Annotated in this window: 27 protein-coding genes and 1 pseudogene; 19 read left to right on the top strand and 9 right to left on the bottom strand. The window is 38.1% G+C overall.

All coding sequences use genetic code 11. The annotated features are described in order from the left end of the window. Window positions 1-546: hypothetical protein (locus tag CRYPD_RS07910; protein WP_171004302.1), on the top strand; the 546-nt coding region annotated here is incomplete at its 5' end. Here the strand turns inward: CRYPD_RS07910 and CRYPD_RS07905 are convergent. After that, a complete protein-coding gene (locus tag CRYPD_RS07905) occupies window positions 502-675 on the bottom strand; it encodes a hypothetical protein (protein ID WP_171004301.1) in 174 nt (57 codons plus the stop codon). The genes CRYPD_RS07910 and CRYPD_RS07905 overlap by 45 nt on opposite strands. A gap of 4 nt (window positions 676-679) precedes the next feature. Here CRYPD_RS07905 and CRYPD_RS03385 point away from each other — a divergent pair, with 4 nt between their 5' ends. Beyond that, window positions 680-1060 carry a hypothetical protein gene (locus CRYPD_RS03385; protein ID WP_138146167.1) on the top strand — a complete coding sequence of 127 codons (381 nt, stop codon included), beginning with the start codon at window positions 680-682 and terminating at the stop codon, window positions 1058-1060. Here CRYPD_RS03385 and gshB read toward each other — a convergent pair. Next, window positions 1044-1988, bottom strand: a complete 945-nt coding sequence (gshB, locus tag CRYPD_RS03380) for a glutathione synthase (RefSeq protein WP_138146166.1) — start codon at window positions 1986-1988, stop codon at window positions 1044-1046. The genes CRYPD_RS03385 and gshB overlap by 17 nt on opposite strands. Before the next feature lie 622 nt (window positions 1989-2610). Here gshB and CRYPD_RS03375 point away from each other — a divergent pair. The 6 genes from CRYPD_RS03375 (at window position 2611) to CRYPD_RS03355 (ending at window position 9825) form a co-directional block, all read left to right on the top strand. Next, a complete protein-coding gene (locus CRYPD_RS03375; protein WP_138146165.1) occupies window positions 2611-2820 on the top strand; it encodes a hypothetical protein in 210 nt (69 codons plus the stop codon). Beyond that, window positions 2810-2980: a hypothetical protein gene (locus CRYPD_RS07900; RefSeq protein ID WP_171004300.1), complete on the top strand. Its 171-nt coding sequence runs from the start codon at window positions 2810-2812 to the stop codon at window positions 2978-2980. Before CRYPD_RS03375 ends, CRYPD_RS07900 begins: the two co-directional genes overlap by 11 nt. A gap of 105 nt (window positions 2981-3085) precedes the next feature. Next, window positions 3086-4783: an arginine--tRNA ligase gene (gene argS / locus CRYPD_RS03370; RefSeq protein ID WP_138146164.1), complete on the top strand. Its 1698-nt coding sequence runs from the start codon at window positions 3086-3088 to the stop codon at window positions 4781-4783. Between the two features lie 73 nt (window positions 4784-4856). Further along, window positions 4857-6110 carry an AAA family ATPase gene (locus CRYPD_RS03365; RefSeq protein WP_138146163.1) on the top strand — a complete coding sequence of 418 codons (1254 nt, stop codon included), beginning with the start codon at window positions 4857-4859 and terminating at the stop codon, window positions 6108-6110. 1 nt (window position 6111) lies between these two features. Next, window positions 6112-6657, top strand: coding sequence for an RloB family protein (locus tag CRYPD_RS03360; protein WP_138146162.1), 546 nt, complete (start codon window positions 6112-6114; stop codon window positions 6655-6657). 42 nt (window positions 6658-6699) lie between these two features. Further along, the gene (locus tag CRYPD_RS03355) at window positions 6700-9825 is read left to right on the top strand and encodes a UvrD-helicase domain-containing protein (RefSeq protein WP_138146161.1); all 3126 of its coding nucleotides are present in this window, start codon (window positions 6700-6702) and stop codon (window positions 9823-9825) included. Here the strand turns inward: CRYPD_RS03355 and thiE are convergent. Further along, the gene (thiE, locus tag CRYPD_RS03350; protein WP_244610243.1) at window positions 9791-10390 is read right to left on the bottom strand and encodes a thiamine phosphate synthase; all 600 of its coding nucleotides are present in this window, start codon (window positions 10388-10390) and stop codon (window positions 9791-9793) included. The genes CRYPD_RS03355 and thiE overlap by 35 nt on opposite strands. Window positions 10391-10411: 21 nt before the next feature. Between thiE and lptC the strand changes: the two genes are divergently transcribed. The 8 genes from lptC to CRYPD_RS03310 all read left to right on the top strand — a co-directional run bounded on the left by lptC (window position 10412) and on the right by CRYPD_RS03310 (window position 17491). Continuing rightward, the gene (lptC, locus tag CRYPD_RS03345) at window positions 10412-11311 is read left to right on the top strand and encodes an LPS export ABC transporter periplasmic protein LptC (RefSeq protein WP_138146160.1); all 900 of its coding nucleotides are present in this window, start codon (window positions 10412-10414) and stop codon (window positions 11309-11311) included. Next, window positions 11304-11780 carry a lipopolysaccharide transport periplasmic protein LptA gene (lptA, locus tag CRYPD_RS03340; RefSeq protein ID WP_138146159.1) on the top strand — a complete coding sequence of 159 codons (477 nt, stop codon included), beginning with the start codon at window positions 11304-11306 and terminating at the stop codon, window positions 11778-11780. Before lptC ends, lptA begins: the two co-directional genes overlap by 8 nt. A gap of 173 nt (window positions 11781-11953) precedes the next feature. After that, window positions 11954-13162: a sulfate adenylyltransferase gene (gene sat / locus CRYPD_RS03335; RefSeq protein WP_138146158.1), complete on the top strand. Its 1209-nt coding sequence runs from the start codon at window positions 11954-11956 to the stop codon at window positions 13160-13162. 149 nt (window positions 13163-13311) lie between these two features. After that, the gene (locus CRYPD_RS03330) at window positions 13312-14076 is read left to right on the top strand and encodes an adenylyl-sulfate reductase (protein ID WP_138146168.1); all 765 of its coding nucleotides are present in this window, start codon (window positions 13312-13314) and stop codon (window positions 14074-14076) included. A gap of 33 nt (window positions 14077-14109) precedes the next feature. Next, window positions 14110-14589, top strand: coding sequence for an adenylyl-sulfate reductase subunit beta (gene aprB / locus CRYPD_RS03325; RefSeq protein WP_138146157.1), 480 nt, complete (start codon window positions 14110-14112; stop codon window positions 14587-14589). Continuing rightward, on the top strand, window positions 14589-16496 hold the full coding sequence (gene aprA, locus CRYPD_RS03320) for an adenylyl-sulfate reductase subunit alpha (RefSeq protein WP_138146156.1): 1908 nt from the start codon (window positions 14589-14591) through the stop codon (window positions 16494-16496). The genes aprB and aprA overlap by 1 nt, the downstream gene beginning before the upstream one ends. A gap of 126 nt (window positions 16497-16622) precedes the next feature. Next, the gene (locus CRYPD_RS03315) at window positions 16623-16976 is read left to right on the top strand and encodes a hypothetical protein (protein ID WP_138146155.1); all 354 of its coding nucleotides are present in this window, start codon (window positions 16623-16625) and stop codon (window positions 16974-16976) included. 2 nt (window positions 16977-16978) lie between these two features. After that, window positions 16979-17491, top strand: a complete 513-nt coding sequence (locus CRYPD_RS03310) for an FKBP-type peptidyl-prolyl cis-trans isomerase (protein ID WP_138146154.1) — start codon at window positions 16979-16981, stop codon at window positions 17489-17491. A gap of 215 nt (window positions 17492-17706) precedes the next feature. Here CRYPD_RS03310 and CRYPD_RS07895 read toward each other — a convergent pair whose 3' ends face one another. From CRYPD_RS07895 to CRYPD_RS03280, 6 genes are all read right to left on the bottom strand, one after another. Beyond that, window positions 17707-17994: a hypothetical protein gene (locus CRYPD_RS07895; protein WP_171004299.1), complete on the bottom strand. Its 288-nt coding sequence runs from the start codon at window positions 17992-17994 to the stop codon at window positions 17707-17709. A 2-nt stretch (window positions 17995-17996) separates the two neighbouring features. Then, window positions 17997-18584, bottom strand: a complete 588-nt coding sequence (locus CRYPD_RS03300) for an NYN domain-containing protein (RefSeq protein ID WP_138146152.1) — start codon at window positions 18582-18584, stop codon at window positions 17997-17999. 141 nt (window positions 18585-18725) lie between these two features. Further along, window positions 18726-19439: a carboxy-S-adenosyl-L-methionine synthase CmoA gene (cmoA, locus tag CRYPD_RS03295; RefSeq protein WP_138146151.1), complete on the bottom strand. Its 714-nt coding sequence runs from the start codon at window positions 19437-19439 to the stop codon at window positions 18726-18728. Next, entirely contained in the window at window positions 19432-19899 is a 468-nt protein-coding gene (locus CRYPD_RS03290; protein WP_138146150.1) for a chorismate--pyruvate lyase family protein, read from the bottom strand. Before CRYPD_RS03290 ends, cmoA begins: the two co-directional genes overlap by 8 nt. 74 nt (window positions 19900-19973) lie before the next feature. Then, entirely contained in the window at window positions 19974-22040 is a 2067-nt protein-coding gene (gene recG, locus CRYPD_RS03285; RefSeq protein WP_138146149.1) for an ATP-dependent DNA helicase RecG, read from the bottom strand. Next, entirely contained in the window at window positions 22040-22429 is a 390-nt protein-coding gene (locus CRYPD_RS03280; RefSeq protein ID WP_138146148.1) for a RidA family protein, read from the bottom strand. Before CRYPD_RS03280 ends, recG begins: the two co-directional genes overlap by 1 nt. Before the next feature lie 264 nt (window positions 22430-22693). On the opposite strand from CRYPD_RS03280, the pseudogene CRYPD_RS08350 reads away from it, so the two are divergent. The 3 genes and pseudogenes from CRYPD_RS08350 to CRYPD_RS03270 form a co-directional block, all read left to right on the top strand. Continuing rightward, a pseudogene (locus tag CRYPD_RS08350) lies at window positions 22694-22906 on the top strand (transposase); the annotation flags it as partial. Then, a complete protein-coding gene (locus CRYPD_RS03275; protein ID WP_280178664.1) occupies window positions 22895-23398 on the top strand; it encodes an IS3 family transposase in 504 nt (167 codons plus the stop codon). The pseudogene CRYPD_RS08350 and the gene CRYPD_RS03275, both read left to right, overlap by 12 nt. 51 nt (window positions 23399-23449) lie before the next feature. Then, a complete protein-coding gene (locus tag CRYPD_RS03270) occupies window positions 23450-23794 on the top strand; it encodes a TSUP family transporter (RefSeq protein WP_138146146.1) in 345 nt (114 codons plus the stop codon). Window positions 23795-24026: the final 232 nt, after the last annotated feature.

Raw genomic sequence — 24026 nt, 5'->3', positions numbered from 1 at the left:
TCCACTTTTCACCCGCTTGGCAATTTTTTAAACCCAGCCTTAGCCCTGCTAGGACAAGGTTTAAGAAAATCACCAATCTGGCAAAAATTGAATTTTGCTAATCATCCCTATTTATGCAAAGGTCTCTATCAGATTGAAGCAAAAGTACGGGAAACTGTGGCTGATAATTTTTTCTTTATTGATCCTACAGGCATGGAGTTATCTGGCATTGATGGTTTTGAAAAGTGGTGTAATAAACGCAGTTTCAATATTAGTCAAAAAGCCAATGAATTTAGAAAAGTTATTGAAAAATACCAAAAGAAAAAACACAATGATTTGCTAGATGTTAGTGGAAGGATAAACAAAACTTTTGGTGAGAATTGCTGTGTAGAGAAGTTATTTTATTTTGATTTTTATGCGGTAGAGGTTTTTGGCAAGACCAAAATGGGGCAAAAATTGTTGTATGCAAAACAAGGGCAAAATAGGACAAAAATTAAAGCAATAGCTGCTGAAGTTAAGCCATCAATTGTTAAAATGATTGCCCATCATAATGAGACCTTTGCATAAATAGGGATGATTAGCAAAATTCAATTTTTTCCAGATTGGTGATTTTCTTAAACCTTGTCCTAGCAGGGCTAAGGCTGGGTTTAAAAAATTGCCAAGCGGGTGAAAAGTGGATTTTTGATGATTATTCATATTTATGCAAAGGTCTCATAATATTGATTCTGTGGTTTTTGTGCCGCCAACTGTGCCAAGAGCAGTCCAATTTATGAAAGTATTGGAGGCTGAACTGGCACTTAGTCTTGCAAATATTAAAGTGCTTAAAATTATTGGCGATATGAGAGTGCCGCAAAAAACTTTGAAAAAATTAGCAGATAGAATAGAAAATGCACAACACACTTTTGTTGTCAATAATACGGCAAAATTTAAAACTACATTGATTATTGATGACGCTGTTGGTTCTGGCGCCAGTATCAATCAAATTGCCTGTAAATTGAAGCACGCAAGGCATACAGATAAGGTTATTGGTTTTGCGATTACGGGTAGTTTGAACGATTTTGAGGTTATTTCTGAAGTTTAGCTTGCAATACATCAAACAACACACGGGCGATATTTAGGTCAAATTGCGTATCTAATTCACGAATGCAGGTTGGGCTGGTTACATTAATCTCAGTAATGTAGTCGCCAATGACATCTAGCCCAACAAACAACAAGCCTTTGGCTTTTAAAGTGGGGGCGATTTGCTTGCATAAATAGTAGTCGTGTTTGCTGAGTGGCTGCCCAACGCCCGTTGCACCAGCGGCCAGATTGCCTTTAAAATTGCCTTTAGCAGGAATACGGGCGAGCGCATAGTCAATTGGTTTACCATTAATTAATAAAATACGCTTATCGCCTTGGGCAATCTCAGGCAGGAATTCTTGTGCCATAATGGGCTGTTTGCCATTATTGGTTAAGCGTTTTAAGGTGGTGTTTATTTCACCATCGCCTGTTTTAAATTTAAAGATATCGTGTCCACCCATGCCATCTAATGGCTTAACCACAGCGATTTTTTGTGTCTTGATAAAATCATTAATCTGTGTTTGATTACTACTGACCAGTGTTTTGGGCAGACAGTGGGGAAAGTTAAGCGCAAATAATTTTTCGTTGGCATCACGCAATGATTGTGCCTTGTTGACGACTAACACCCCTTGTTTTTCCGCCTGTTCTAAAAAATAGGTAGCGTAGATATAATTCATATCAAACGGCGGGTCTTTGCGCATCAAAATAACATCAAATGCACCTAGTGCTATTATTTGACTGGGCTGTTTCTCAAACCAATGTTCAATATTATCAGCCACAGTGGTTTGTGAAGCGTGTGCATAAACACCGTTTTTATTTGCGAATAGGTCGGTTGTATCCAAGGTATAAATTTCCCACTCGCGACGCATAGCCTCCAGCATCATAGCTAGTGAAGAATCTTTTTTTGGATTGATATTGGCAATATCGTCCATTAGTACGGCGATTTTCATAATGGCATTATACAAGACCCTTGGCTTATTATTTTTTCCCATTACTCAAATGCCCTGTAGTAAGAGGCTAAACTCCTTACATTTAAAAAGACCCCTGCATTAAACCAAAAAAAATCCTAAAAATCTTGTATTTATCCTGAAATTTATAGTAAAATACTATAATTATCAATTACTTATATAAATAATGCGCGTTATAACCACCCAAGAATAACATCCCCCTCAAAGTCGATATTAGCATTGGCAACTCTTGGCAAGAAGCGCATTAAATTCTTTCTATCGTTGAGGCAAAACAGCGTTTTGACAACGCTAAAATTAAAAACATATTGTTTTTAAGCTTAGGCTATAATCATTGTTTTTGCAATACAATTCAATCAGGGTGAAATACACAATAACATTCAAGCAAAAAGCACAGTATATGTTTTAATCACAAAACAGTTAATCATAGTGCGAAAGAGTTTGTTAACAGTATGATGCACACCAATGGTATTGAGATGTTTAGGTAGTTTTAAAACGAGGATATAGGCATATTTCACAATATTAGCGTTAAGCACTTAAACCGATATGTAAATGAGTTTGTATTTATGATTAAACGAGGATAATTGTCAGAGACCTTTGCATAAATATGAATAATCATCAAAAATCCACTTTTCACCCGCTTGGCGATTTTTTAAACCCAGCCTTAGCCCTGCTAGGACAAGGTTTAATAAAATCACCAATCTGGCAAAAATTGAATTTTGCTAATCATCCCTATTTATGCAAAGGTCTCAATAAAATAAAAATCGGAAACCGAACTGTTTACGATAATATTTTGGAGTATAAAAATGCTGGATGAAGAAGAAATTTTAAAATCCTTTGATAAAAGCGTGAATAAAGCCTTGGCATTAAAAAAAGCCTTAGGGCATTACGCAGTGATTTGGGATGAAAAAACCAAAAAAGTGGTAAGAATTGAAGCGAAAGATTTGCCTGAATATCAATATAAAGATGAGCAGTAACAAAGAATTGTTGGTTATTCGTAAATGGGGTGAAATTTATTTTGCTGTAGTGCCTTTTCCGATTGATGATGATAAAATAACAGACTTTAGTTTAGAGAAGACATGATGAAACAAAAACTACAAACTCTATTAAAACAGGCTTTAACCGCATTGGTGGATGAGGGTGTGCTGGAGAGTGTGCCTGAGATTGTTCGAATTGATCATTCTAAGGATAAGGTGCAAGGGGATTTTGCCTCTAATGTTGCTATGGCGTTGTCTAAGCAGGCGAAATGTGCGCCACGAGTGTTGGCGGAGCAGATTAAGGCGAATTTTCCTGATACTTTAGCAGTGGAAAAGATTGAAATTGCTGGACCTGGGTTTATTAATTTCTTTATGTCGCAGGGGGCTAATGCGTTGGTTATTAATCGTATTATTGAGCAAGGGGCGGACTATGGTTTGTCTAAGGTGGGCGAGGGGCAGCGGGTGTTGTTGGAGTTTGTGTCTGCTAATCCGACAGGGCCGTTGCATGTGGGGCATGGTCGGGGAGCGGCGTATGGGGCGAGTGTTGCCAACCTTTTGCGGGCGATAGGGTTTGTGGTGGATAACGAATATTATGTGAATGATGCGGGTCGGCAGATGGATATTTTGGCGACTTCGGTTTATTTGCGTTATTTGGGGACGGATACATTTCCAGATAATGGTTATAAGGGAGATTACATTTTTGATATTGCTGAAAAAATTAGGGGAATTGAAAAGAAAGATATTTTTGAGGGTGTTTGTCAGGATGAAAAAGAGGGAGGTGATAAAGAAAAACACATTGATGATTTGATTGCTAATTGCAAGTCGCAATTGGGTGGTGATTATAAGAAAATATTTGATTTGGCAATTAATGATATTTTGAGTGGTATTAAAACTGATTTGGCTAATTTTGGCGTTGAATATCAGCAATGGTTTTGTGAGCAATCTTTAGTAGATAGTGGATTGAGTGAAAAAACGGTGAAAAAATTACAAGACTCAGGGCAGATTTACGAAAAAGCAGGGGCGCTTTGGTTTAAAACCACTGATTTTGGCGATGATTTAGACCGTGTTGTGGTGCGTGATAATGGCATGCACACTTATTTTGCCTCTGATATTGCCTATCATCTTGAGAAGTTTGAACGAGGTTATGACAAGATTATTAACATCTGGGGGGCTGACCATCACGGCTATATTGCCAGAGTGAAAGCATCGATTAAAGCGCTGAATCACAACCCTGATACCTTGGAGATTTTGCTGGTGCAATTTGCTCATTTGTATCGAGATGGAGTTAAAATACCGATGTCCACACGCAGTGGCTCGTTTGTTACTTTGCAGGAATTGTGTAAAGAAGTGGGCAATGATGCGGCTCGTTTTTTCTATATTTTGCGTAAATCAGAACAGAGTATGGACTTTGACCTAAATTTAGCCAAATCCAAAAGCAATGAAAACCCTGTGTTTTATGTCCAATATGCACACGCTCGCATTTGCTCAGTGATGGAAAAAGCACAAGACAGCGGTCAAGCAGATTTGGCATTGCTGAACGACAAATATGAACAAGCCCTAATCAAACAACTCAGCCGTTATGCCGATACCATCAAAAACGCTGCCCTTAATTATGAACCGCATGTTGTTGCTTATTACTTGCGTGATTTAGCCAGCGATTTTCACAGTTATTACAACAATTGTGATTTTCTTATTGAAGATAAAAATCTGCAAGCCAGTCGTTTAAAACTTATTAAAGCTACTCAGCAAATATTGGCAAATGGTTTGGAGTTATTGGGTGTATCTGCACCTGATAAAATGTAAATAAATACAAATAAACTTGACTTTTTGACAAAAACTGTCAAAATATTTATTTTATTTTATATTCTTATCAATTATGTTGCTTGGATTCACTGTTACTAACTTTCGTTCAATTAAAGAAAAACAAACATTAAGTTTGTTAAAAACTACAAAGAATGAGTTAGAAAACAATTTCACTACAGTTACTTTATCCACAGGTAAAACACTGGATGTGTTAAATAGTGCTGTTATTTATGGCGCTAACGCTAGTGGTAAATCTAACTTGGTGTTAGCTTTGGGAACTATGTTAAGTATTATTAAAGATTCTTTTAGTTATCAACTAAATAAAGGCGTTAAAAACATTGAACCTTTTTTGCTTTCTAAAGAAAGTGCAAGCCAACCTACAGAGTTTGAATTAGATTTGATTGATGACGGGGTTCGCTATGTATATGGTTTTTCTGCCACTCAAGAAAAGATTGTTGATGAGTGGTTGTATCAATACCCAAAAGGCAGCCCCCAAAACTTAATTGATAGACAATCAACAAACCAATGGGGAACAATGAATGGACTCAAAGGTAAGAAAAAAGTTTGGCAAGGAAGCACTAAGGCTAACTCTTTATTTTTGTCAACGGCCGTGCAGTTAAATAGTGAATCACTATCAACTATTTTTTCCGCTATCGACAAGGTAAAAAATGTATCTGGCGAGTTATTGCAAGGTTTTGGTTTTACTTGCCATCAAGCAAATAAAAGTACAGAAGGTGCGGAAGAAATTTTAACCTTTATGAAAGCGGCTGATATTGGCATTGAGGGTTTTTTTGTGCTTGAGGAAAAAGTAGATGCAGAAAAATTTTCTGATGAAGTGAAGAAAATTTTAGAAAAAGCAGGTGAAGACTTATTAAAGTTTAGACGCTTTGAATTTGAAGTAGAGACCCAACATATATCTGATGATGGTAGTGTAGTGTCTTTTGACTTTAAAGATCAAGAATCAGAGGGGACGCAAAAACTATTTAGGCTTGCAGGCCCATGGTTGGATGTGTTAGCAAATGGCTATTGTTTAGTGATGGATGAATTGCATAATAGTTTGCATCCAAAGTTGGTGGCATATTTAGTGAGTATGTTCCATAATTTAGAGATTAACAAACATGGTGCACAACTTATTTTTGTCACTCATGAAACATCACTACTTAATCAAGATACATTTAAAAAAGATCAAGTGTGGTTTTGTGAAAAAGAAGGCAATGCTACAGAATTATTTTCACTTGTTGATTTCAAGGTTAGAAAGGGTGTGGATAATTTGGAAAGTGCTTATCTTTCTGGTCGTTATGGTGCAGTTCCCTATTTAAAACAATAGTATGGCAAAACGCAAGATCAAGTTTAGTTTTAACTTTAGAGCACCCCCAGAAAGAGAAGCTTATGACAGAGTTTTAATTGTTTGTGAGGGTAAAACTGAAGTCAATTACTTCAAGAAATTGATTGAATGCTTAAAATTAAATACTATTAATATTGAAATATTAGATATTAAGCAAACAACACCTGATAGCCTATTTAATAGAGCAAAAAAACTTTATAGTGAGTCTAAAAGACAAGGAAACCCTTTTGATAGAGTTTATTGTGTTTTTGACAAAGATGGGTATACAAAATATCAACAAACAAAAAATCATATTGATCAGGCAACGGCTAAGGGTGTCTATTATTATGCTTTTTCAGAGCCTTGTTTTGAGTTTTGGTTGTTACTGCATTTTATAAAAACTGATAGACCATTTATTAATTTTGACGAACTTAAAAAATATAGAGAGTTTAAGCAATATTTTCCAAATTACAATAAGTCGGAAAATATTTTTTTAGAGGACAAGGTATCAATTGCATGTCAAAATGCAAAGGATAACCCCCCATACTAATGTTGACGAATTGGTAGAATATTTGCAAAAAATTAAAAAACAATGAATGATTTAGCCCAACGCCAACAAGCCTTAGACATTAGCCAGTCTTTTATTATTCAAGCACCTGCGGGTTCGGGGAAGACGGAGTTATTAACGCAACGGTATTTGAAGTTGTTGGCAAGTTGTGAGGTGCCTGAGAATATTATTGCAATGACTTTTACAAATAAGGCGGTTGCGGAAATGACGCAACGGGTTTTGTTGGCGTTGCAATCTAGTTTTGATTTGCGACCAAAGGAGGTGCATAAGCAGATAACTTATGATTTGGCGTTGCGTGTTATGCGGCGTTCAGAGGAATTGGATTGGCAGTTGTTGCAAAATCCGAAGCGTTTGAAAATCTCAACAATTGATGGGCTTTATAGTTTGATTACTAACCGTTTTCCCTTGCCAAATCAGTTGGTTCCACGACAGATTATGGCAGATCAATGGGTGCGTGAGAATGCTTATAAAGAGGCGGCTGGGCAGACATTATTAATGATTGATGACGAGGAATATGGTGGGGCAATTGCCAGTTTGTTGTTGCATTTGGACAATAATACGGCAAGGTTTGAAAGTTTGGTAATGCAAATGCTATCCAAGCGAGACCAGTGGCTTATGCGCTTATACAAAGATGGCGCGCTAGACCCAAAAGTATTGCAAGATACTGCTCAAATGATTGCTGTAAAAAGCCTTAAAGACTTACATAGCATAGCAAAACCATACCTGAATGCAGATTTTTTTGCGCTAATGTTAGCCAGTAACAACTTGGATTACAACAAGATTAATTCATTGCCTGGTGTGGATTGTGCGGATTTGGAAAAATGGAAATTGATTGGTGATTTTTGTTTGACTAAAAAGGGCACTTGGCGCAAGGCTTTGGAAAAAAAACTACCATCAGAGTTGTTTAACGAAGCATTAAGATTAGCTTTACAACAGCTAAGTATTTTGCCTGATGTGGTTTTTTCACAAGCGCAATCTGATATTTTAGCTACAATTGCCAAGGTATTAAAACTTTGCGTGGCTCAGCTAAACCTGCATTTTGAACACGAACAAGCGCACGATTTTATCGAAGTGGCACTGAATGCCAATCAAGCACTAGATGAGAAGATGGGTGTGAGTGATATTGCCTTATTTCTGGATTATAAAGTTCAGCATTTGCTGATTGATGAGTTTCAAGACACCTCAGCATCGCAATTTAATACCGTTGAAAAACTCATCAATGAGTGGCAAGAAAACGATGGTAAAACGCTGTTTTTAGTGGGCGACCCAATGCAGTCGATTTATCGATTTAGAGAATCTCAAGTGGGTTTATTTTTGCAAGTAAAAGAGCAGGGTATTGCCAATATTGCACCTAAATCTTTGGTATTAAGTACCAATTTTCGCTCTTCGAAAAGTATTGTTCAAGGTAATAATGATTTTTTCCAGCGTATTTTTCCTGAACGCAATGATATTTATCAGGGAGCGATTTCTTATTCACAATCGCAATCAAATTCTAGTGAAGAAGACGAGAAAGCCATTGTCTTTCATCCTTTTTCTCATGACCAATTAGAGCTTGAGGCACGGACAGTTAGCGAAATTATCAAAACTTCTTTAGGAAAGAACGAGTCTGGCACAATTGCAGTTTTGGTGCGTACTCGTGCACATTTGTCTTATATTTCTCAACAACTGAAAGACGACAATATTGTCTTTGAATCGGTAGAAATTATCAAACTGAAAAATCATTTATTAACACGAGATTTGTTTTCACTCACCAAAGCACTACTGCATTTAGGTGACAAATTAGCGTGGTTGAGCATTTTGCGTGCACCTTGGTGTGGGCTTGTTTTGGATGATTTGCTGGTATTATCCGCAGAGGATTCTCGTGTTATTTACACGCAACTTGCTGATGAAAATATCTTGGCAAAATTGAGCGAAGATGGACAAAAACGCGCTAAACATCTACAATATTGTTTGCAAGAGGTTGTTGATAATCAGGGTCGCTTTAATTTTGTTGAATTACTAACTTATGCCATCAATCAATTAGGGCTAGGCGATGCTACGCTGTCAAATACTGAATTGGCAATTAAAGAGGAGTTTTTACGCATTATTCACCACTGTGAACAGCGGCATAATCTTACTATTCAGACAATTGAAAGCGCCATAGAAGGCTTATATGCGCCTAGCGATAAAGCACAGGTCAAGCTAATGACTATCCACGCCTCGAAAGGACTGGAATTCGACACGGTTATTATCCCCAGTTTGGGTAAACAACCCAGAAGCGACAGCTTATCTATTATTCAACTGCGTGAATTTACCAGCCAATCCTTACTGCTAGCACCAATTAAATCGGCTGTTGATGTGAACGAAAGTGGCACTTATAAATACTTAAAATTTATTGAATCGCAACAAGACAAATTTGAAACCACTCGCTTGTTATATGTAGCCATGACACGCGCTAAAACAAATCTGCATTTATTAGGCGCAGTGAGCCAATCTGGCAAAGCCAATAGTCGCTCTTTATTGGCGTTTTTAATGCCATTTTTTGCCCATCGATTTAAAGATATTGATAACACGCCTGATACGGTAGAAGACTCAGAAATCCCGCTATTACACCGTTTCTCCCAACTACAAACCCCTATTAACCGGCCTCAACAACAGGGTGAATCTGTTGAATATCAGCAAAACTTTGAGCGTCTATTCAAAAGCGCACTGGGCTCGTTATTACATCAGTATTATGAGCAACAATTATTTACCCCAAGTGAGCAAAATATCCGCAATCGCCTGATTGAGATTGGCACAGCGCCAAAAGATATTGAGCGTTGGCAAGGGTTCATTCTCAAACTGCTGGATAACACCAAAAACGACGCACAATTTGACTGGCTGTTTAAGCAGCGAGACAGTGCTTTAAACGAAGCCGAGTTTGTGATAGACGGATATGCTATCGCTATTGATAGGCTGTTTATTGATGAGGGAATTTTGTGGGTGATTGACTATAAAACTGCTGAACCCACCCAAAACGAACCGCTAGAAAAATTCATCCAACGACAACAAAAACAGCACGCAAAACAACTCTTATCTTACCAAACAGCACTGTCTGGGATTTATAAAATGCCAATCCGCTGTGCGCTGTATTGCCCTAGCGTGAGTCAGTTGATTGAAATAGAGCGCTAATCATTGCCACCGAATCACAGCCTGCATCAAAGGCTTGCTGTTGATTGTCAAAATCAATCCCGCCAATCCCCACAATAGGGATATGTAGACCTTGTGCGGCTTGGGTGATAATATCTAGTCCACATTGAGGTGCATTAGGCTTGGTAGTTGAGGGGAATAAAGCACCAAATGCCACATAATCAGCACCTTGGCTTTGTGCTTGCTGTGCTAAGTTAATGTCATTGTAACAAGACACACCAATCACAGCGTTGCCCCCTAATATTGCCCTTGCTTGATTAATAGAGGCATCGGTTTTGCCAAGATGCACGCCACCAGCCTTTATTTTTTTCGCTAGGTTGATATCATCATTGATGATAAATAAAGTATGATGTTTTGCACATAAGCGATGCAGTTGCCGAGTCTCATTAAGTCGAGTGATTGTGTTGGTTGTCTTATATCGGTATTGTAAAATGCTGATATTATGTTGAACGAGTATTTTTTCAACAGCGTCAATATCCAAGGCACGGTTTGGCGTGATAGCGTAAATGCCACTTATTTTATGATGATGCAAAAGATTAGTTTCCACTTAAAACGCAAGTTATTAATTATGGCTTTTATTATAGCGCCTATTGGCGTTGTGTGGATTTTTATAACGCTAGTTTCGGCTGTATTCACAACGGATGAAAAGGCTGTGGATACAGATGAAATTACCAACTATATTGAAAAAATTGATAATTTTGCCTTACAAGAATTTAACGATAAGCGTCAATTGGTGTATTTTGTTGAGGCTAAAAAATATTTTAATTTTAAACAAGAGCCTGCTTTATTAATAGATCCGAAAATCGCTGTCTATAACGAAAAAGGCGAAAAAGTTTATATCCTGACTTCAAAACGCGCTAATTATTTAGACAATGGTGAGCTTAAATTTAAAGGCAAAGTTGATATTAATGCCGGCACAGGTGTTGCTTATAAAATGAACGCCAAAGAGTTGCTGGTAAACACCAAAACCAATGACCTGACAAGCCAAAAAGAAATCATTTATTTAGATGAACACGCCACAGTGGTAGCGCAAGGCATGAGTATGAAAGCGGTAGAAGACAAAATACAACTGATAGGGGAAATCAGCATCAATCAAGACAGTGGGCAAACAATATTGACCCGTGATTTGTCTATCGACCAGTCAAATTCGCAAAAGCACTATTACGCCAAAAGTAACACCACTTATTTAGCTTCTGGTAATAAGATTTATGCTCAAGGCATTGATATGAATATGCGTAAAGGGCTTGTCAGCCTACTTGGCAAAGTGAAAATTCTACAAAAATCAGGCACCACAATTGATACCAAAGCCTTAATCATTAAGCAATCAAATAACAATGAAATTTACCAAACCAAGGAAAAAGTGCATTACCAATCCAAGGTGGCGAATATTTACGCAATGGGGATGCGTTATGACACTAAGGCACAAACCATCAAACTTACGGGCGGCGTGATGGGGCGTTATGAATAAGATTATTCTTATAGGCTTGTCCTTGTTGTCGTTTACAGCTCAGGCGCTGAATCAAGAGCCAGTCAATGTGAAAGCCTATGCCGTGGTTATTGACGAGCCAAAGGGGTTAAGTGTTTGGACGGGGGATGCCAGAGTGGTGCAAGGTTCTTTGACCTTGAGTGCTGAAAAAATACAAATATTTAACATCAAGCACACAATTACCAAAGTAATTGCCAAAGGCAGCAAAAACAAACCTGCATACTACAAACATAACCAGCCAAAACAACCGCATTTTGTTGAGGCCACCGCACTAAAAATTACCTATTTTGCCGATAAACAACTTGTACGCCTTCAGGGCGATGCGCATTTAACCCAAGGGTTTGATTATTTTAGTGGCAGTATTTTGAATTATGACATTAAGAATGACAAAATTATTGCCAGTAAATCTAAAGACAGCGTTCAGCGTGTTAAGTTTAAAATCAAACTTTAAGCATAGACAGTGGTCTCACTACAGAAGTAAGTCTTGAAGGCAGGATTGTGGCAGTGCAACCGTTGGCTATAATTACCCCTTAGGGGATATATGGCAATACCCCCATAAAAAGATGTGTTTAAAAACGGCAATAGGTATAATTTCGCTCTTTGAAATAACTAAAAGGACGCCTTATGTCAAAATTAGTCCCCCCACATGGTAGTGATACGCTAAATGCGCTGGTATTATCAGGCGATAGCCTAACAGCAGAGCTGGCAAGAGCACAATCGTTACCAAAAATCACCTGTTCTTCTAGAGAAGAAGGCGACATTATTATGTTGGGTATTGGCGGTTTTAATCCACTGGATGGGTTTATGGGCAAGGCAGATTGGCAGAGTATTTGCGACAATATGACAATGGAAAATGGCTTATTTTGGCCTATTCCTATTACTTTATCTACCGATGATGAGGCTGCCAAAGCAGGCGACGAAGTGGCTATCGTGAGTGGTAAGTCGGGTAATATCTTGGCAACCATGATGGTAACTGAAAAATACAGCATTGATAAAAACCACGAGTGCGAAACGGTGTATAAAACCACTGAAGAAGCGCATCCTGGTGTGGTGATGGTGCAGGCGCAAGGTCAATATAATCTTGCAGGACCGATTAAGGTATTATCTGATGGTGGTTTCCCTGAGAAGTACGGGGATTTATATATGACACCTGCGCAGACGCGCGATTATTTTGATGACAAAGGCTGGAAAACCATTGCGGCTTTCCAAACCCGTAATCCAATGCACCGCTCACATGAATACTTAGCAAAAATTGCGGTAGAGATTTGTGATGGCGTGATGATTCACTCGGTGTTAGGCGGACTTAAGGCGGGCGATATTCCTGCTGATGTGCGTTCAGAAGCTATTTCAGTGTTGATTGAGAACTATTTTGTGGATAACACAATCCTACAATCTGGCTACCCATTAGATATGCGTTATGCAGGTCCTCGTGAGGCTTTATTGCACGCACTATTTAGACAAAATTACGGCTGTTCGCACCTGATTGTAGGTCGTGATCATGCAGGCGTTGATGATTATTACGGTCCATTTGATGCACACAATATCTTTGACGAAATTCCAGAAGGCTCTTTGGTCACACAGCCTTTGAAAATCGATTGGACTTTTTGGTGTCATGAATGTGGCGGCATGTCTTCAATGAAGACTTGTCCACATGAGGCTAAAGACCGAGTTTTATTATCAGGCACCAAGGTGCGTAAGATGCTTTCAGAGGGTGAAGATTTGCCTGAGGAGTTTTCTCGCCCTGAAGTAGCAAAAGTGTTACAGGCTTATTATGCTGGCATTAAAGAAGAAGACAAAGTAGAAGTTAAACTGAGCGGTCACTCAGCCAAATAAAGAAAAAAAGACTAACGGTATAGTTGTTGAATGTAAAAAGTTCGATGATTTTTTTGATGTGATTTAAAACCTAAAGGAGGAATAAAACTATGATCACTAACACACCAATCGCCTTACTGAACGAGGTAGGGGGAATATCATACGAGACAATGCAAACTTATGTAATCATAATGGTTGCGCTTGTTATCGTTATGACAGTAATGGATATGCTGCACAAAAAAAGTGCAAAGTATTTCTTTGACAATGCAAACAAGGCCAAGAAAAATGCAACAACAGAACTAAGTGCTGGCGATAAGGTCAACATTGCGGCTGCAACGATTGCAACAGATGTTATTTCAGCGGGTGAGTTTAATAATCCGGTTCGTAGGCTTGTTCACTTGCTGACAATGTATGGTTTTATTCTATTCAATGCGGCAACAGCGGTAATGATATTTAGCGCAAATGGTGCAGATGCAATGTGGACGCAGATATGGCACATTGGTGCGATTATGTTGTTCGTGGGTAGTTTTTGGTTTTGGTTTGTTTTCAAAGTCGATGTGGCTGCTGAGGGTAATTCACCTTTTAACATTGATCTTAGAAGAGATGCTTTTAGTTTATCGCTTATGGCGACTTCTGTTAGTGCGCTAATTTGGTCTTTCAATGGCAACGCAATGGGCTGGGAGTTTGCATTCGTTATTCTTGCGACTGTTTCTTTGTTTGGCGGTGTTTATTGGTCTAAGTTTTCACATATGTTCTTCAAGCCGTTTGCCGCTTATGATAAGCGTATTACTAAGGCGGACGGTTCTGCTGAAAATTTACCAACATTGAACAGGGACGAACCTGAGCAACAAAAAAGACATTCTATGGAGCTGTTAGTTGATGCGCCAATGGATATGGGTCTTGGCATCAAGCGTGAAAAGCCAAACCATTACTAATTTATAAATTAACTTAAAAGAAAGGAGAATAATATGCCAACTTTTGTATATATGACTCGTTGTGATGGTTGTGGACATTGTGTTGATATCTGCCCATCTGACATTATGCACATTGATAAAAAATATCGTCGTGCGCTAAATATTGAACCTAACATGTGCTGGGAGTGTTACTCATGTGTCAAAGCATGTCCACACCAAGCAATTGATGTTCGTGGCTACGCAGACTTTGCACCACTAGGTCACAGTGTTCGTGTAATTCGTGATGAAGAAAAAGGCACGATTGCATGGAAAATTAAATTTAGAGATGGTCGTGAGAAGAACTTCTTATCGCCAATCACTACTAAACCATGGGGCTCAGCAATCCCTGACTTCAGAAACGAAGCAGAGCCGAGTGCTGAAATGCGTAACTCAGAGTTACTGGCGTTTGAGCCTGAGTCAATTCGTTTAGATGACGGTGGTTTACACACATTAAAGTCTAACGGTTTGAAACTTAAAGAAGGAGTGTATTACTAATGAGCTACAAGACAATTATTGAAGACAACATCGACATTTTAGTTGTTGGTGCAGGTTTAGGTGGTACAGGTGCTGCTTATGAAGCAAGATACTGGGGTCGTGATAAGAAGGTCGTGATTGCTGAAAAAGCAAACATTGACCGTTCTGGTGCGGTTGCTCAAGGTCTATATGCGATTAACTGTTATATGGGCACCCGTTGGGGCGAAAACAATCCTGAAGATCATGTGCGTTATGCGCGTATGGACTTAATGGGTATGGTTCGTGAAGATTTGGCTTTTGATATGGCGCGTCATGTTGACTCTGCAGTGCATAAGTTTGAAGAATGGGGTTTGCCATTAATGAAAGATCCTAAAAGAGCAAACTTACCAGAGGGTGAGCTTGGTAAAGGTGCTTATATGCGTGAAGGTCGTTGGCAGATTATGATTCACGGTGAATCTTATAAGCCTATCGTTGCTGAAGCTGCTAAAGTAAATGCCGATAAGACTTTTAACCGTATTATGGTAACACACTTGTTAATGGACGATGCTCAAGACAACCGTGTTGCAGGTGCCGTTGGTTTCAATGTGCGTACAGGTAACTACCATGTCTTTAAATCTAAGACAGTTGTTGTTGGTGCTGGTGGTGCGTCTAACATCTTTAAGCCGCGTTCAGTAGGTGAAGGTGCAGGTCGTGTATGGTATGCGCCATGGTCTTCAGGTTCTGCTTATGCATTATTAATTGAAGCAGGTGCGAAGATGACGCAAATGGAAAATCGTATCGTTTTGGCTCGATTCAAAGACGGTTATGGTCCAGTTGGCGCTTACTTCTTACATCTTAAAACTTATACTCAAAATGCTTACGGCGACGAGTATGAGTCAAAATGGTTCCCAGAGTTAGCAGAAAGAGTGGGCAAGGCATATCTTGATACTGAAAATCAACATTTCTCTCACAAGCCAATTCCAACTTGTTTGCGTAACCATGCCTTTATCTCAGAAGTAGCTGCAGGTCGTGGTCCAATTCACATGGTAACAGTAGAAGCATTCCAAGACCCTCATTTAGAAGAAGTAGGATGGGAAAACTTCTTAGGTATGACAGTTGGTCAAGCGGTATTATGGGCTGCAACAGACATTGATCCTAAATACATCAATCCTGAATTAACAACTTCTGAGCCGTATGTTATGGGTTCGCACGCTACAGGTTGTGGTGCATGGTGTTCAGGTCCTGAGGATATTTCAGGTAATATTCCTGAGTATTTCTGGGGTTATAACCGTATGATGACCGTTGATGGTTTATTTGGTGCAGGTGATGCTGTTGGTGGCACACCGCATGCATTCTCTTCAGGTTCATTTACTGAAGGTCGCTTATCTGCGAAAGCCGCTTGTAAATATATTGATGATGGCAAAGCAAAAGGTATTGGTGTTTCACAAAAGCAAATTGACGATCGTAAGGCTGAGATTTATAAGCCTTTAGAAACTTACACAGTAGGTCGCAATGAAATCGTTGGTGGTACAGTATCACCAAGTTACATTTTGCCAATGCCTGGTTTACAGCGTTTACAAAAGTTGATGGACGAGTATGCTGGTGGGGTAACAGTTCAATATATGACTAATGACAAGCTTTTAAATATGGGTCTTCATAAGTTGAAGATTTTAGAAGAAGATTTGGAAAAAGTAGGCGCAGAAGATATTCACCAGTTGTTGCGTGCATGGGAGCTTAAGCACCGTCACCGCACTTCTGAGTGCGTGGTTCAGCATACTTTGTTCCGTGAGGAAACTCGTTGGCCGGGTTATTACTATCGTGGTGATAAGATGAAACTTGATGATAAAAATTGGCATGTTTTGACAACTTCACAGCGTAATCGTAGCACAGGTAAGTACACAATGGAAAAACAACCATTGTATCACTTAGTTGGCGACGACGAGAAGTAAGCTTATTTAATAAAGTCTTGTTTACAAGGCTTTGTTTGAATAGTAAAAAAACCAACATTTTATGTTGGTTTTTTTATGTATTTTTAAACAATGCCATTAAAAATGGTATAAAATTTTAATGAAAATATGAATATTATTGAAAAAACCGATGAAGAGCTTTTAGCAATCGCCAATCCATTTTGGAACGATCTTGTTAAATATTCTAACAATAAAAACTATGGCGCATTTACCAGAAATTTTTCTGAAGAAATGTTGCGTGGTGCTAATGAAATTGAAATGGGCAAGCAGTTTGCTCGTAGTAAATTAACCAAAGGCTTAGAAAAAGACCCTGAATATTTAGGTATGATTCGTCGCGGCGAGCATGTTAGCGTGTTGTTTAAACAAACTAACAAAAATATGGATGGCGAATATCTAGGTCGTTTGGTGCTAGGTTACGATGAAGAAGGTGAGGTTAAAATTTTTGGCGCCACTATTTTTTAATGATGGCTATGGTTATTGAAGATGGAAAATTTGTCGAACTTACTTACAAAGTAATAGACAAAAAAACCAAAGATGTGTTGTCTGAAGTTGAGTTTCCGCTTGGTTACATACACGGCATTAGTGAGATTTTATCACCAGAAGTAACAGCAGAATTAGTGGGGCAAGTTCAAGGCGATGTGATTGAGCTACCGATTAACTGTGATGAAATCTATGGACCCAGAGATGAATCCTTGGTTTTTACCGACCATATTGGCAATGTTCCAGAGGAATATCGCAAGGTCGGTACTACTGTTACTATGGAGAATGAGCAAGGTGAGCCTAAAGATTTTGTTGTAATTCGTGTTGATGAAAAATCAGTTACAGTTGATGGCAATAATCCAATGTGTGGCAGAGCGGTTATTTTTATCCTGCAAGTCATTACCGTGCGTGAGCCAACCGATGAAGAAGCTGCTGCTGGCGGATCGATTGATGCTGACGGCGTGCTTGATATGCCAAACACTAGAAAAATTCACTAATTTAAAGGCTTAATTATTATGCAAGTAGACTTTACAAAATCTGAAATTGACACCATTAAAAAACATGTCGATGGTCGTTGGCGAGAAAAAGACCACGGCGTTCACATGGGTGATATTGAGGTAGGTGGCGTGGAAAAACCAGCCGCAATTTGGGAAGACAGTTATTACACTTTTATCGTTATCAAGATGGCAGCTTTTACTTATAAAAATATGTTTTACTTTATGCGTGATAAGCGTTTTGACACTGGTGTAGATGAGTATAACGACCTAGATGAATGCGTTGATTCAATTATGAAAGCACAGGCTGATTTTTCACTCTCAAAGAATACCAAGGGCTTAAAGGTGGAAATTAATAAATAGAGACCTTTGCATAAATAGGGATGATTAGCAAAATTCAATTTTTGCCAGATTGGTGATTTTATTAAACCTTGTCCTAGCAGGACTAAGGCTGGGTTTAAAAAATCGCCAAGCGGGCGAAAAGTGGATTTTTGATGATTATTCATATTTATGCAAAGGTCTCAGTTAGTTTGATTGGTCTAATAAAATCAGTATGCATGGTTAAATCTGGTGTTAAATGGCACGCTCCTAATTTGGCAATCACAACCTGTATATTAGCTTTTCTAATATATTTCATTGCAGGGATAAAATCAGTGTCTGCAGTAATTAAAATAATTCTATCAATTTTTCCTTGATGAGCAAGATGTGCCATATCTAACCCAATACGCATATCCACGCCTTTTTGCCTAAATTTTGGCTTACCTGTTTTGTCTTTATTAGTCCAATCTTCAAATTTTAAAACTCCTAAACGAATAGCAAACAAATCTTTTTGTTGTAATTCTGCAATCAGTTTGTTTTCTTTTTTGACTAATTTTGTACCATTTTCGTGTTTAAGCAAATAAAAGAATGGTTTGCCAGTTTTTTTGTCAATTGGATCAAATGCACAATCATAGTAGAGAATTTTGTGTAATTCTTCATCATCTGCACAACAATCATTAGCTATTTGTGCAATCATATTTGCATCATAAAAAATATTTTCTTGCCTTAAGATAGGATGTAAATAACCAGCATCAATCAGCAAAATAGTTTTTTTCATTTTTTTTACTCCTTAAGGCTAAAAAAAGACCTCCAAAAAGGAGGCCTTTATGCTTGCCCACAAGCTTTGGTCTTTTATGCTTGCCTACAAGCTTAACGGATATAACCAAATTATACACAAATTTTTTATTTAGCAAAAAGTTTATTTTATCACTAAAAAGGAAGCAAAGTTTAGGCATTGAAAATAGCAGGAATTTTGGCTAAATCCTGCGGTTTTAAATCGCTCAAAATGCGTTTTCTTGCTATCGGTAATCAAGATATTATCAATCGCTTGGCGTTTGTTGGCAATTTCCAATTCGCTATAACCATTTGCCCGTTTGAAATCTAGGTGCAGTTTGGTTATTTCATTTTGTTTTTTTTCATCTTCAAAATGAATTTTTTCTGACACAATTAACGCACCGCCTTTATTTAGCCCTTGATAAATCTTAGTAATCAGTGCCTGTCTTTGCTCAGGTGCAATAAATTGCAAGGTGAGATTAAGTACTACAATCGATGCATTATCAATCACCATATCTTCAATATCAGCACAAATCACCTTGAAATTTCCCACTCTGTTTGTCAAATTTTCTTGACATTTTTGCGTCATATTTATGGAGTTATCCACCGCAATAATGCAATTGTTTTTGTGTGGATTGTTGAACCCAAACGCAAGCGCAGTTGCACCAGTAGAAGTACCAAGGTCGTAATAATTGGTATGATTTTGCCCGTAAGTTTTTACCATCAGCCCAATCATTTCAATCATTGATTGATAACCCGGCACTGAACGCTTAACCATATCGTCAAATACATTGGCGACATTTTCGTCAAAGGTAAAATCTACCAAGTCTTTTTTATTTGCAAAAAGCTTATCACGCATAAAGATTGTCTAAGAAAAATTCACTCACCAGTAGCCTAGTTTGACCAACGGTAAAAGTGGATTGCCTACCCCAAATACCATCGGTGTGCGTTATTTGTAATCGACCACGCACAATGTTTGAATCGTTAAACAAAATCTCGCCCAACGGCTTGCTACCAATAGTGTGCAAATCCTTAGTATCGTGGGTAATGGGAATGATTGAACGCGCAAAAACCACCACTTGTTGATTGCCCAATAATTCTACCTCACGAACGATGCAATCAGCTTGCGTATTAATCAAAATTCGTTCATTTTCATACACTTGTGTTTGCATTTGTGATAACACATTAACATTAAAATCCCCAAACTTTTGCTTGAGTTTATGTGTAAGCGACTGATCATCAATCAGCCATGGTTTTACTATTTCAGGTATGGCTGTTTGTGCGTTTAAATTTTCCCAAGTAAGATTTTTAGTGTTCATAAGTCCGATATTTTACTTCAAGAAAACGCTGTGCATACATTTTTAAGCCCCAACTTCACGAGGATGAGAGTTGTTTAAATACTGGCGTATTGGGCTTTGTCTTTGGTAATCCAGCGATGAATTAAAGCTTGTTGTTGTGCTTCATCTTCGTTGATAAATTGGTTGCAATAAAAATGCACTTGATTGAGTAGATAGCCATCACGCACGATATTGGCAATTTTCATATCAGCAATACCTGTTTGTTGTGTGCCAAGAATTTCGCCAGGGCCTCGTAATTCTAAATCTTTGTTAGCAATGATAAAGCCATCGTTGGTTTGCCTGAGAATATTCAGGCGTTGCGTTGCGTTGGCACTCAGTGGTGGCTGATACATTAGAATACAGATGCTTTTATTGCTACCACGCCCGACACGCCCACGCAGTTGATGCAATTGTGCCAGCCCCAAGCGTTCTGAATTTTCAATCACCATTAACGAGGCATTAGGCACATTAACGCCAACTTCAATCACAGTTGTTGCTACCAATACATTAATCTTACCCTGTGCAAATTGCTGCATAATAGATTGTTTTTCGTCTTTGTTCATTTTGCCGTGAATGAGCATAACAGTATGGTCTGGTAAATTTTCCTGTAAATAATGGTTCGTATTGGTGGCAGACTCTGCCCGTAATGCTTCTGATTCTTCAATCAAAGTGCAAACCCAATACACCTGATTATTGGCATCGCACACCCGCTTGATTTTTTCAATCACTTCATCTTTGCGTTCATTACTAAGGGCAATTGTTTGCACTGGCGTTCTTCCCGGTGGCAATTCATCAATAATAGATGAATCTAAATCTGCATAAGCACTCATCGTCAATGAGCGAGGAATAGGCGTGGCAGTCATCACTAATTGGTGTGGCGTGTTGTGTGCTTTTTGCGTCAAAGACAATCGTTGATGCACGCCAAATTTATGTTGTTCATCAACAATCACCAAGCCGAGTTTATTAAAGACCACCGATTTTTGAAACAAAGCGTGTGTGCCAATCACGACTTGTGCCTGCCCTAGGCGTATTTTTTCCAGTTGTTCCGTTCTTGTTTTGGTGTTTTGTGAGCCTGTTAAAAATGCTATTTCAATGCCTAAAATGGTTAAATAATTGGTGAAACTTTGTAGATGTTGATAAGCCAAAATTTCAGTTGGCGCCATAATTGCCGCTTGAAAACCATTCTCAATTGCTTGCAAACAAGCAAAAACAGCCACAATGGTTTTGCCTGAACCCACATCGCCTTGCAGCAGTCTAAGCATCGGATGATTGGATGATAAATCAGTGTTAATATCTGTGATACTGCGTTGTTGTGCATTGGTTAGTTCAAAGCCTAGATTTTTATGTAGTTGCTTAGGCAGTGCGTCTTTAATCACAAAAACATTCGTTGTTTTATTTTTCCGTTGTTTTTTTAATTGCAATAAACTCAGTTGTTGTGCACACAATTCCTCGATAATCAATCGTTGTTGCGCAATGTGTTTGAATGTTTCAATTTGTTCTAAATTCTCATTTTCTTTTGGGTGGTGTAATATCTCTAATGCCTGCTTTAATGACGGCATAGAATGACCAGAAAAACGCTCAAAATTATCTCTCAATGGCGATTCTTTTAACGCCGTCATCGCAACCCCAACCCATTTTTTCATTTGTGCTTGGTGAATGTTGCCAGTCAGTGGATAAATTGGGCTTAAAGTCTTTTCCAGTAACGAACTTTGCCCCTTGGAAATCAGTCGATATTCAGGATGGTGCATTTCTAAGCCATCGCTGCCGTTTTTTACCTCACCAAAGCATTGGATAATGTTGCCACGCACCAGTTGTTGTTTTTGATATTGATTAAAATGAAAGAAGCGCAACAGTAAGCGTCGATTGTTTTCATCAACAAGATAACACAACAATTGACGCGCTCTTGTTGTCGATGTTTCAACATTTTTAATAGTGAGTTGCACCAAAATCTCATTACCCACCTGTGCTTCATTTAATTTACCAATAGAGGTCTTATTTTGATACCGATGTGGCAAATGGAACAACAAATGTTCTAAATTATAAATGCCAATCGCATTCAATTTGTCTTGTGCTTTTGGCCCTAATCCATTAATAGAAATAATAGGATCAGACAACTTACTCATTACTCAATAACCATAACGCCATCCATCTCCACCTGTGCCGCTTTTGGTAATTCTTTAACGCCAATCGCCGCCCGTGCAGGATAAGGCTGAGAAAAATATTGTGCCATAATTTCATTCACAATTGGAAAATGACTTAATTCCGTTAAAAAGATATTAAGTTTTACAATGTCATTCAACCCACCACCTGCTGCCTCACACACCGCTGTTAAATTCTTAAACACCCGATGAATCTGCTCACTAATATCACCTTCAACCATCTCCATCGTCTCAGGTATCAAAGGAATTTGCCCTGAAAGATAAACAGTTGTCCCACCAGTTACCGCTACCGCTTGTGAATAAGTGCCAATTGCTTGCGGCGCTTTGTTTGTTGAAATAATCTCTTTTTGCATAATAATCTCTTTAATGGTAATTTAATATGACCAAATTTTACTGCATATTTATACCAAGTCTTAATAAAATGACGAAATAGAGAACGCAAAATATCTAAAGTTTTGTGTAACGCACATGAGATATCATCACCCATTGCATAAACTTACTAAGATTATTCTCACTATAAAACCCCAACAATTTCAGACAACAATTTAATTTTTCTTATTTCGAACCCGTTAAACTAAACAAAAAAATCGGAGTAAAAAACGAGTAAAAAACGAACCAAATATACCTCAGCATTCAAGACTAAATTAGTACTTGAATTACTACAAAATGAAAGCACCATAGTGCAGATTACCAGTAAGCATAATATCCTACCTCAGAATCTACAAAATTGGAAGAAGACTTTCCTTGCTAACGCAGAGATTGCCATGGAGCCATCCAAGGCAGTCAAAGAATACAAAGACGAACTTATCAAAGCACAAGTGCAGAATGAGCGTTTAACTGCATTGGTGGGTAAAGTAACCGTAGAAAAGGAGTGGTTGGTAAAAAAGCTAAAAAGCTTGGGCTTATCTAACAGAAAACAGTTAGTTGACCTCAAGCCTTCCCTATTGCACACTTCATCTTCTTTGTCGGTTAATCATCAATGTCAGTTACTGGGCATTAACAGAAGTGGGATTTATTACAAGCCAAAAATAAACAATGCCAAACAGGTAATCAAACATCATATCGTTAAAGTGTTTGAGCGTATCCCCATCTACGGTGAGAAAAAAGTACACCAGCAATTACTAGAAAACGGTCACAAGGTTAGTTTAAACACGGTTGCACGCTATCGGCAAGAATTAGGTTTAAAGGCAGTAACTGATGTAGATGATTATATTGAATTTTATAATTACAGAAGATTCCATGAAACATTGAAATACAAAGAACCAATGGATGTGCACCAAGAAAGTATAAAATTAAACCAGAAAAAAAAGAGGGCTTCTTGAGGTTTTCTATAAGAAAATTTAAAAAGTTGTCAAAGGTTTTGGGGTGATGTAATTTGGATATTGGCATTTGTTGTTTTGTTTGGTTCAACCGTATCACAAGCCACTATAAACGCCAAACCTCTAAATTTTATTGGCAATTTGGTTTCATTGTCGGTATTTTTGTTTTTAGGGAAAGTCGCTATATTAATTGGAATAATAATGGGATTGGGTCAAATTTTAGGGGCTTTTATTGGCTCACATTTAGTGGTAAATAAAGGCGCTAAAATTATTAAACCTGTTTTTATAATTGTTGTAATTTCTATTAGAGACCTTTGCATAAATATGAATAATCATCAAAAATCCACTTTTCACCCGCTTGGCAATTTTTTAAACCCAGCCTTAGCCCTGCTAGGATAGGGTTTAAGAAAATCACCAATCTGGCAAAAATTGAATTTTGCTAATCATCCCTATTTATGCAAAGGTCTCTCTTAAAATAAAAATAATTAAGGTTAAAGAAATAATTCTTGAATTCGCACATTAAGTGCAATTTCTCCTAAGCCGTTAATAAATCAACAGCCTTTCCTAAAAATAACTCAACTGGTTGTTTCCCACCTCGTGTTTTTCGAGGTCTTGTGTTGAGTCGCTTCAT

Origin of the sequence: Bathymodiolus heckerae thiotrophic gill symbiont (assembly GCF_900180345.1) — a bacterium.
Lineage (GTDB): Bacteria > Pseudomonadota > Gammaproteobacteria > PS1 > Pseudothioglobaceae > Thiodubiliella.
This window is presented reverse-complemented; position numbering and strand designations above follow the sequence as displayed.

Coding starts and splice junctions, on each gene's coding strand:
- CRYPD_RS07905 (WP_171004301.1), bottom strand. CDS start 675: ATGAATAATCATCAAAAATCCACTTTTCACCCGCTTGGCAATTTTTTA.
- CRYPD_RS03385 (WP_138146167.1), top strand. CDS start 680: ATGCAAAGGTCTCATAATATTGATTCTGTGGTTTTTGTGCCGCCAACT.
- gshB (WP_138146166.1), bottom strand. CDS start 1,988: ATGAAAATCGCCGTACTAATGGACGATATTGCCAATATCAATCCAAAA.
- CRYPD_RS03375 (WP_138146165.1), top strand. CDS start 2,611: ATGAATAATCATCAAAAATCCACTTTTCACCCGCTTGGCGATTTTTTA.
- CRYPD_RS07900 (WP_171004300.1), top strand. CDS start 2,810: ATGCTGGATGAAGAAGAAATTTTAAAATCCTTTGATAAAAGCGTGAAT.
- argS (WP_138146164.1), top strand. CDS start 3,086: ATGAAACAAAAACTACAAACTCTATTAAAACAGGCTTTAACCGCATTG.
- CRYPD_RS03365 (WP_138146163.1), top strand. CDS start 4,857: ATGTTGCTTGGATTCACTGTTACTAACTTTCGTTCAATTAAAGAAAAA.
- CRYPD_RS03360 (WP_138146162.1), top strand. CDS start 6,112: ATGGCAAAACGCAAGATCAAGTTTAGTTTTAACTTTAGAGCACCCCCA.
- CRYPD_RS03355 (WP_138146161.1), top strand. CDS start 6,700: ATGAATGATTTAGCCCAACGCCAACAAGCCTTAGACATTAGCCAGTCT.
- lptC (WP_138146160.1), top strand. CDS start 10,412: ATGGCTTTTATTATAGCGCCTATTGGCGTTGTGTGGATTTTTATAACG.
- lptA (WP_138146159.1), top strand. CDS start 11,304: ATGAATAAGATTATTCTTATAGGCTTGTCCTTGTTGTCGTTTACAGCT.
- sat (WP_138146158.1), top strand. CDS start 11,954: ATGTCAAAATTAGTCCCCCCACATGGTAGTGATACGCTAAATGCGCTG.
- CRYPD_RS03330 (WP_138146168.1), top strand. CDS start 13,312: ATGCAAACTTATGTAATCATAATGGTTGCGCTTGTTATCGTTATGACA.
- aprB (WP_138146157.1), top strand. CDS start 14,110: ATGCCAACTTTTGTATATATGACTCGTTGTGATGGTTGTGGACATTGT.
- aprA (WP_138146156.1), top strand. CDS start 14,589: ATGAGCTACAAGACAATTATTGAAGACAACATCGACATTTTAGTTGTT.
- CRYPD_RS03315 (WP_138146155.1), top strand. CDS start 16,623: ATGAATATTATTGAAAAAACCGATGAAGAGCTTTTAGCAATCGCCAAT.
- CRYPD_RS03310 (WP_138146154.1), top strand. CDS start 16,979: ATGGCTATGGTTATTGAAGATGGAAAATTTGTCGAACTTACTTACAAA.
- CRYPD_RS07895 (WP_171004299.1), bottom strand. CDS start 17,994: ATGAATAATCATCAAAAATCCACTTTTCGCCCGCTTGGCGATTTTTTA.
- CRYPD_RS03300 (WP_138146152.1), bottom strand. CDS start 18,584: ATGAAAAAAACTATTTTGCTGATTGATGCTGGTTATTTACATCCTATC.
- cmoA (WP_138146151.1), bottom strand. CDS start 19,439: ATGCGTGATAAGCTTTTTGCAAATAAAAAAGACTTGGTAGATTTTACC.
- CRYPD_RS03290 (WP_138146150.1), bottom strand. CDS start 19,899: ATGAACACTAAAAATCTTACTTGGGAAAATTTAAACGCACAAACAGCC.
- recG (WP_138146149.1), bottom strand. CDS start 22,040: ATGAGTAAGTTGTCTGATCCTATTATTTCTATTAATGGATTAGGGCCA.
- CRYPD_RS03280 (WP_138146148.1), bottom strand. CDS start 22,429: ATGCAAAAAGAGATTATTTCAACAAACAAAGCGCCGCAAGCAATTGGC.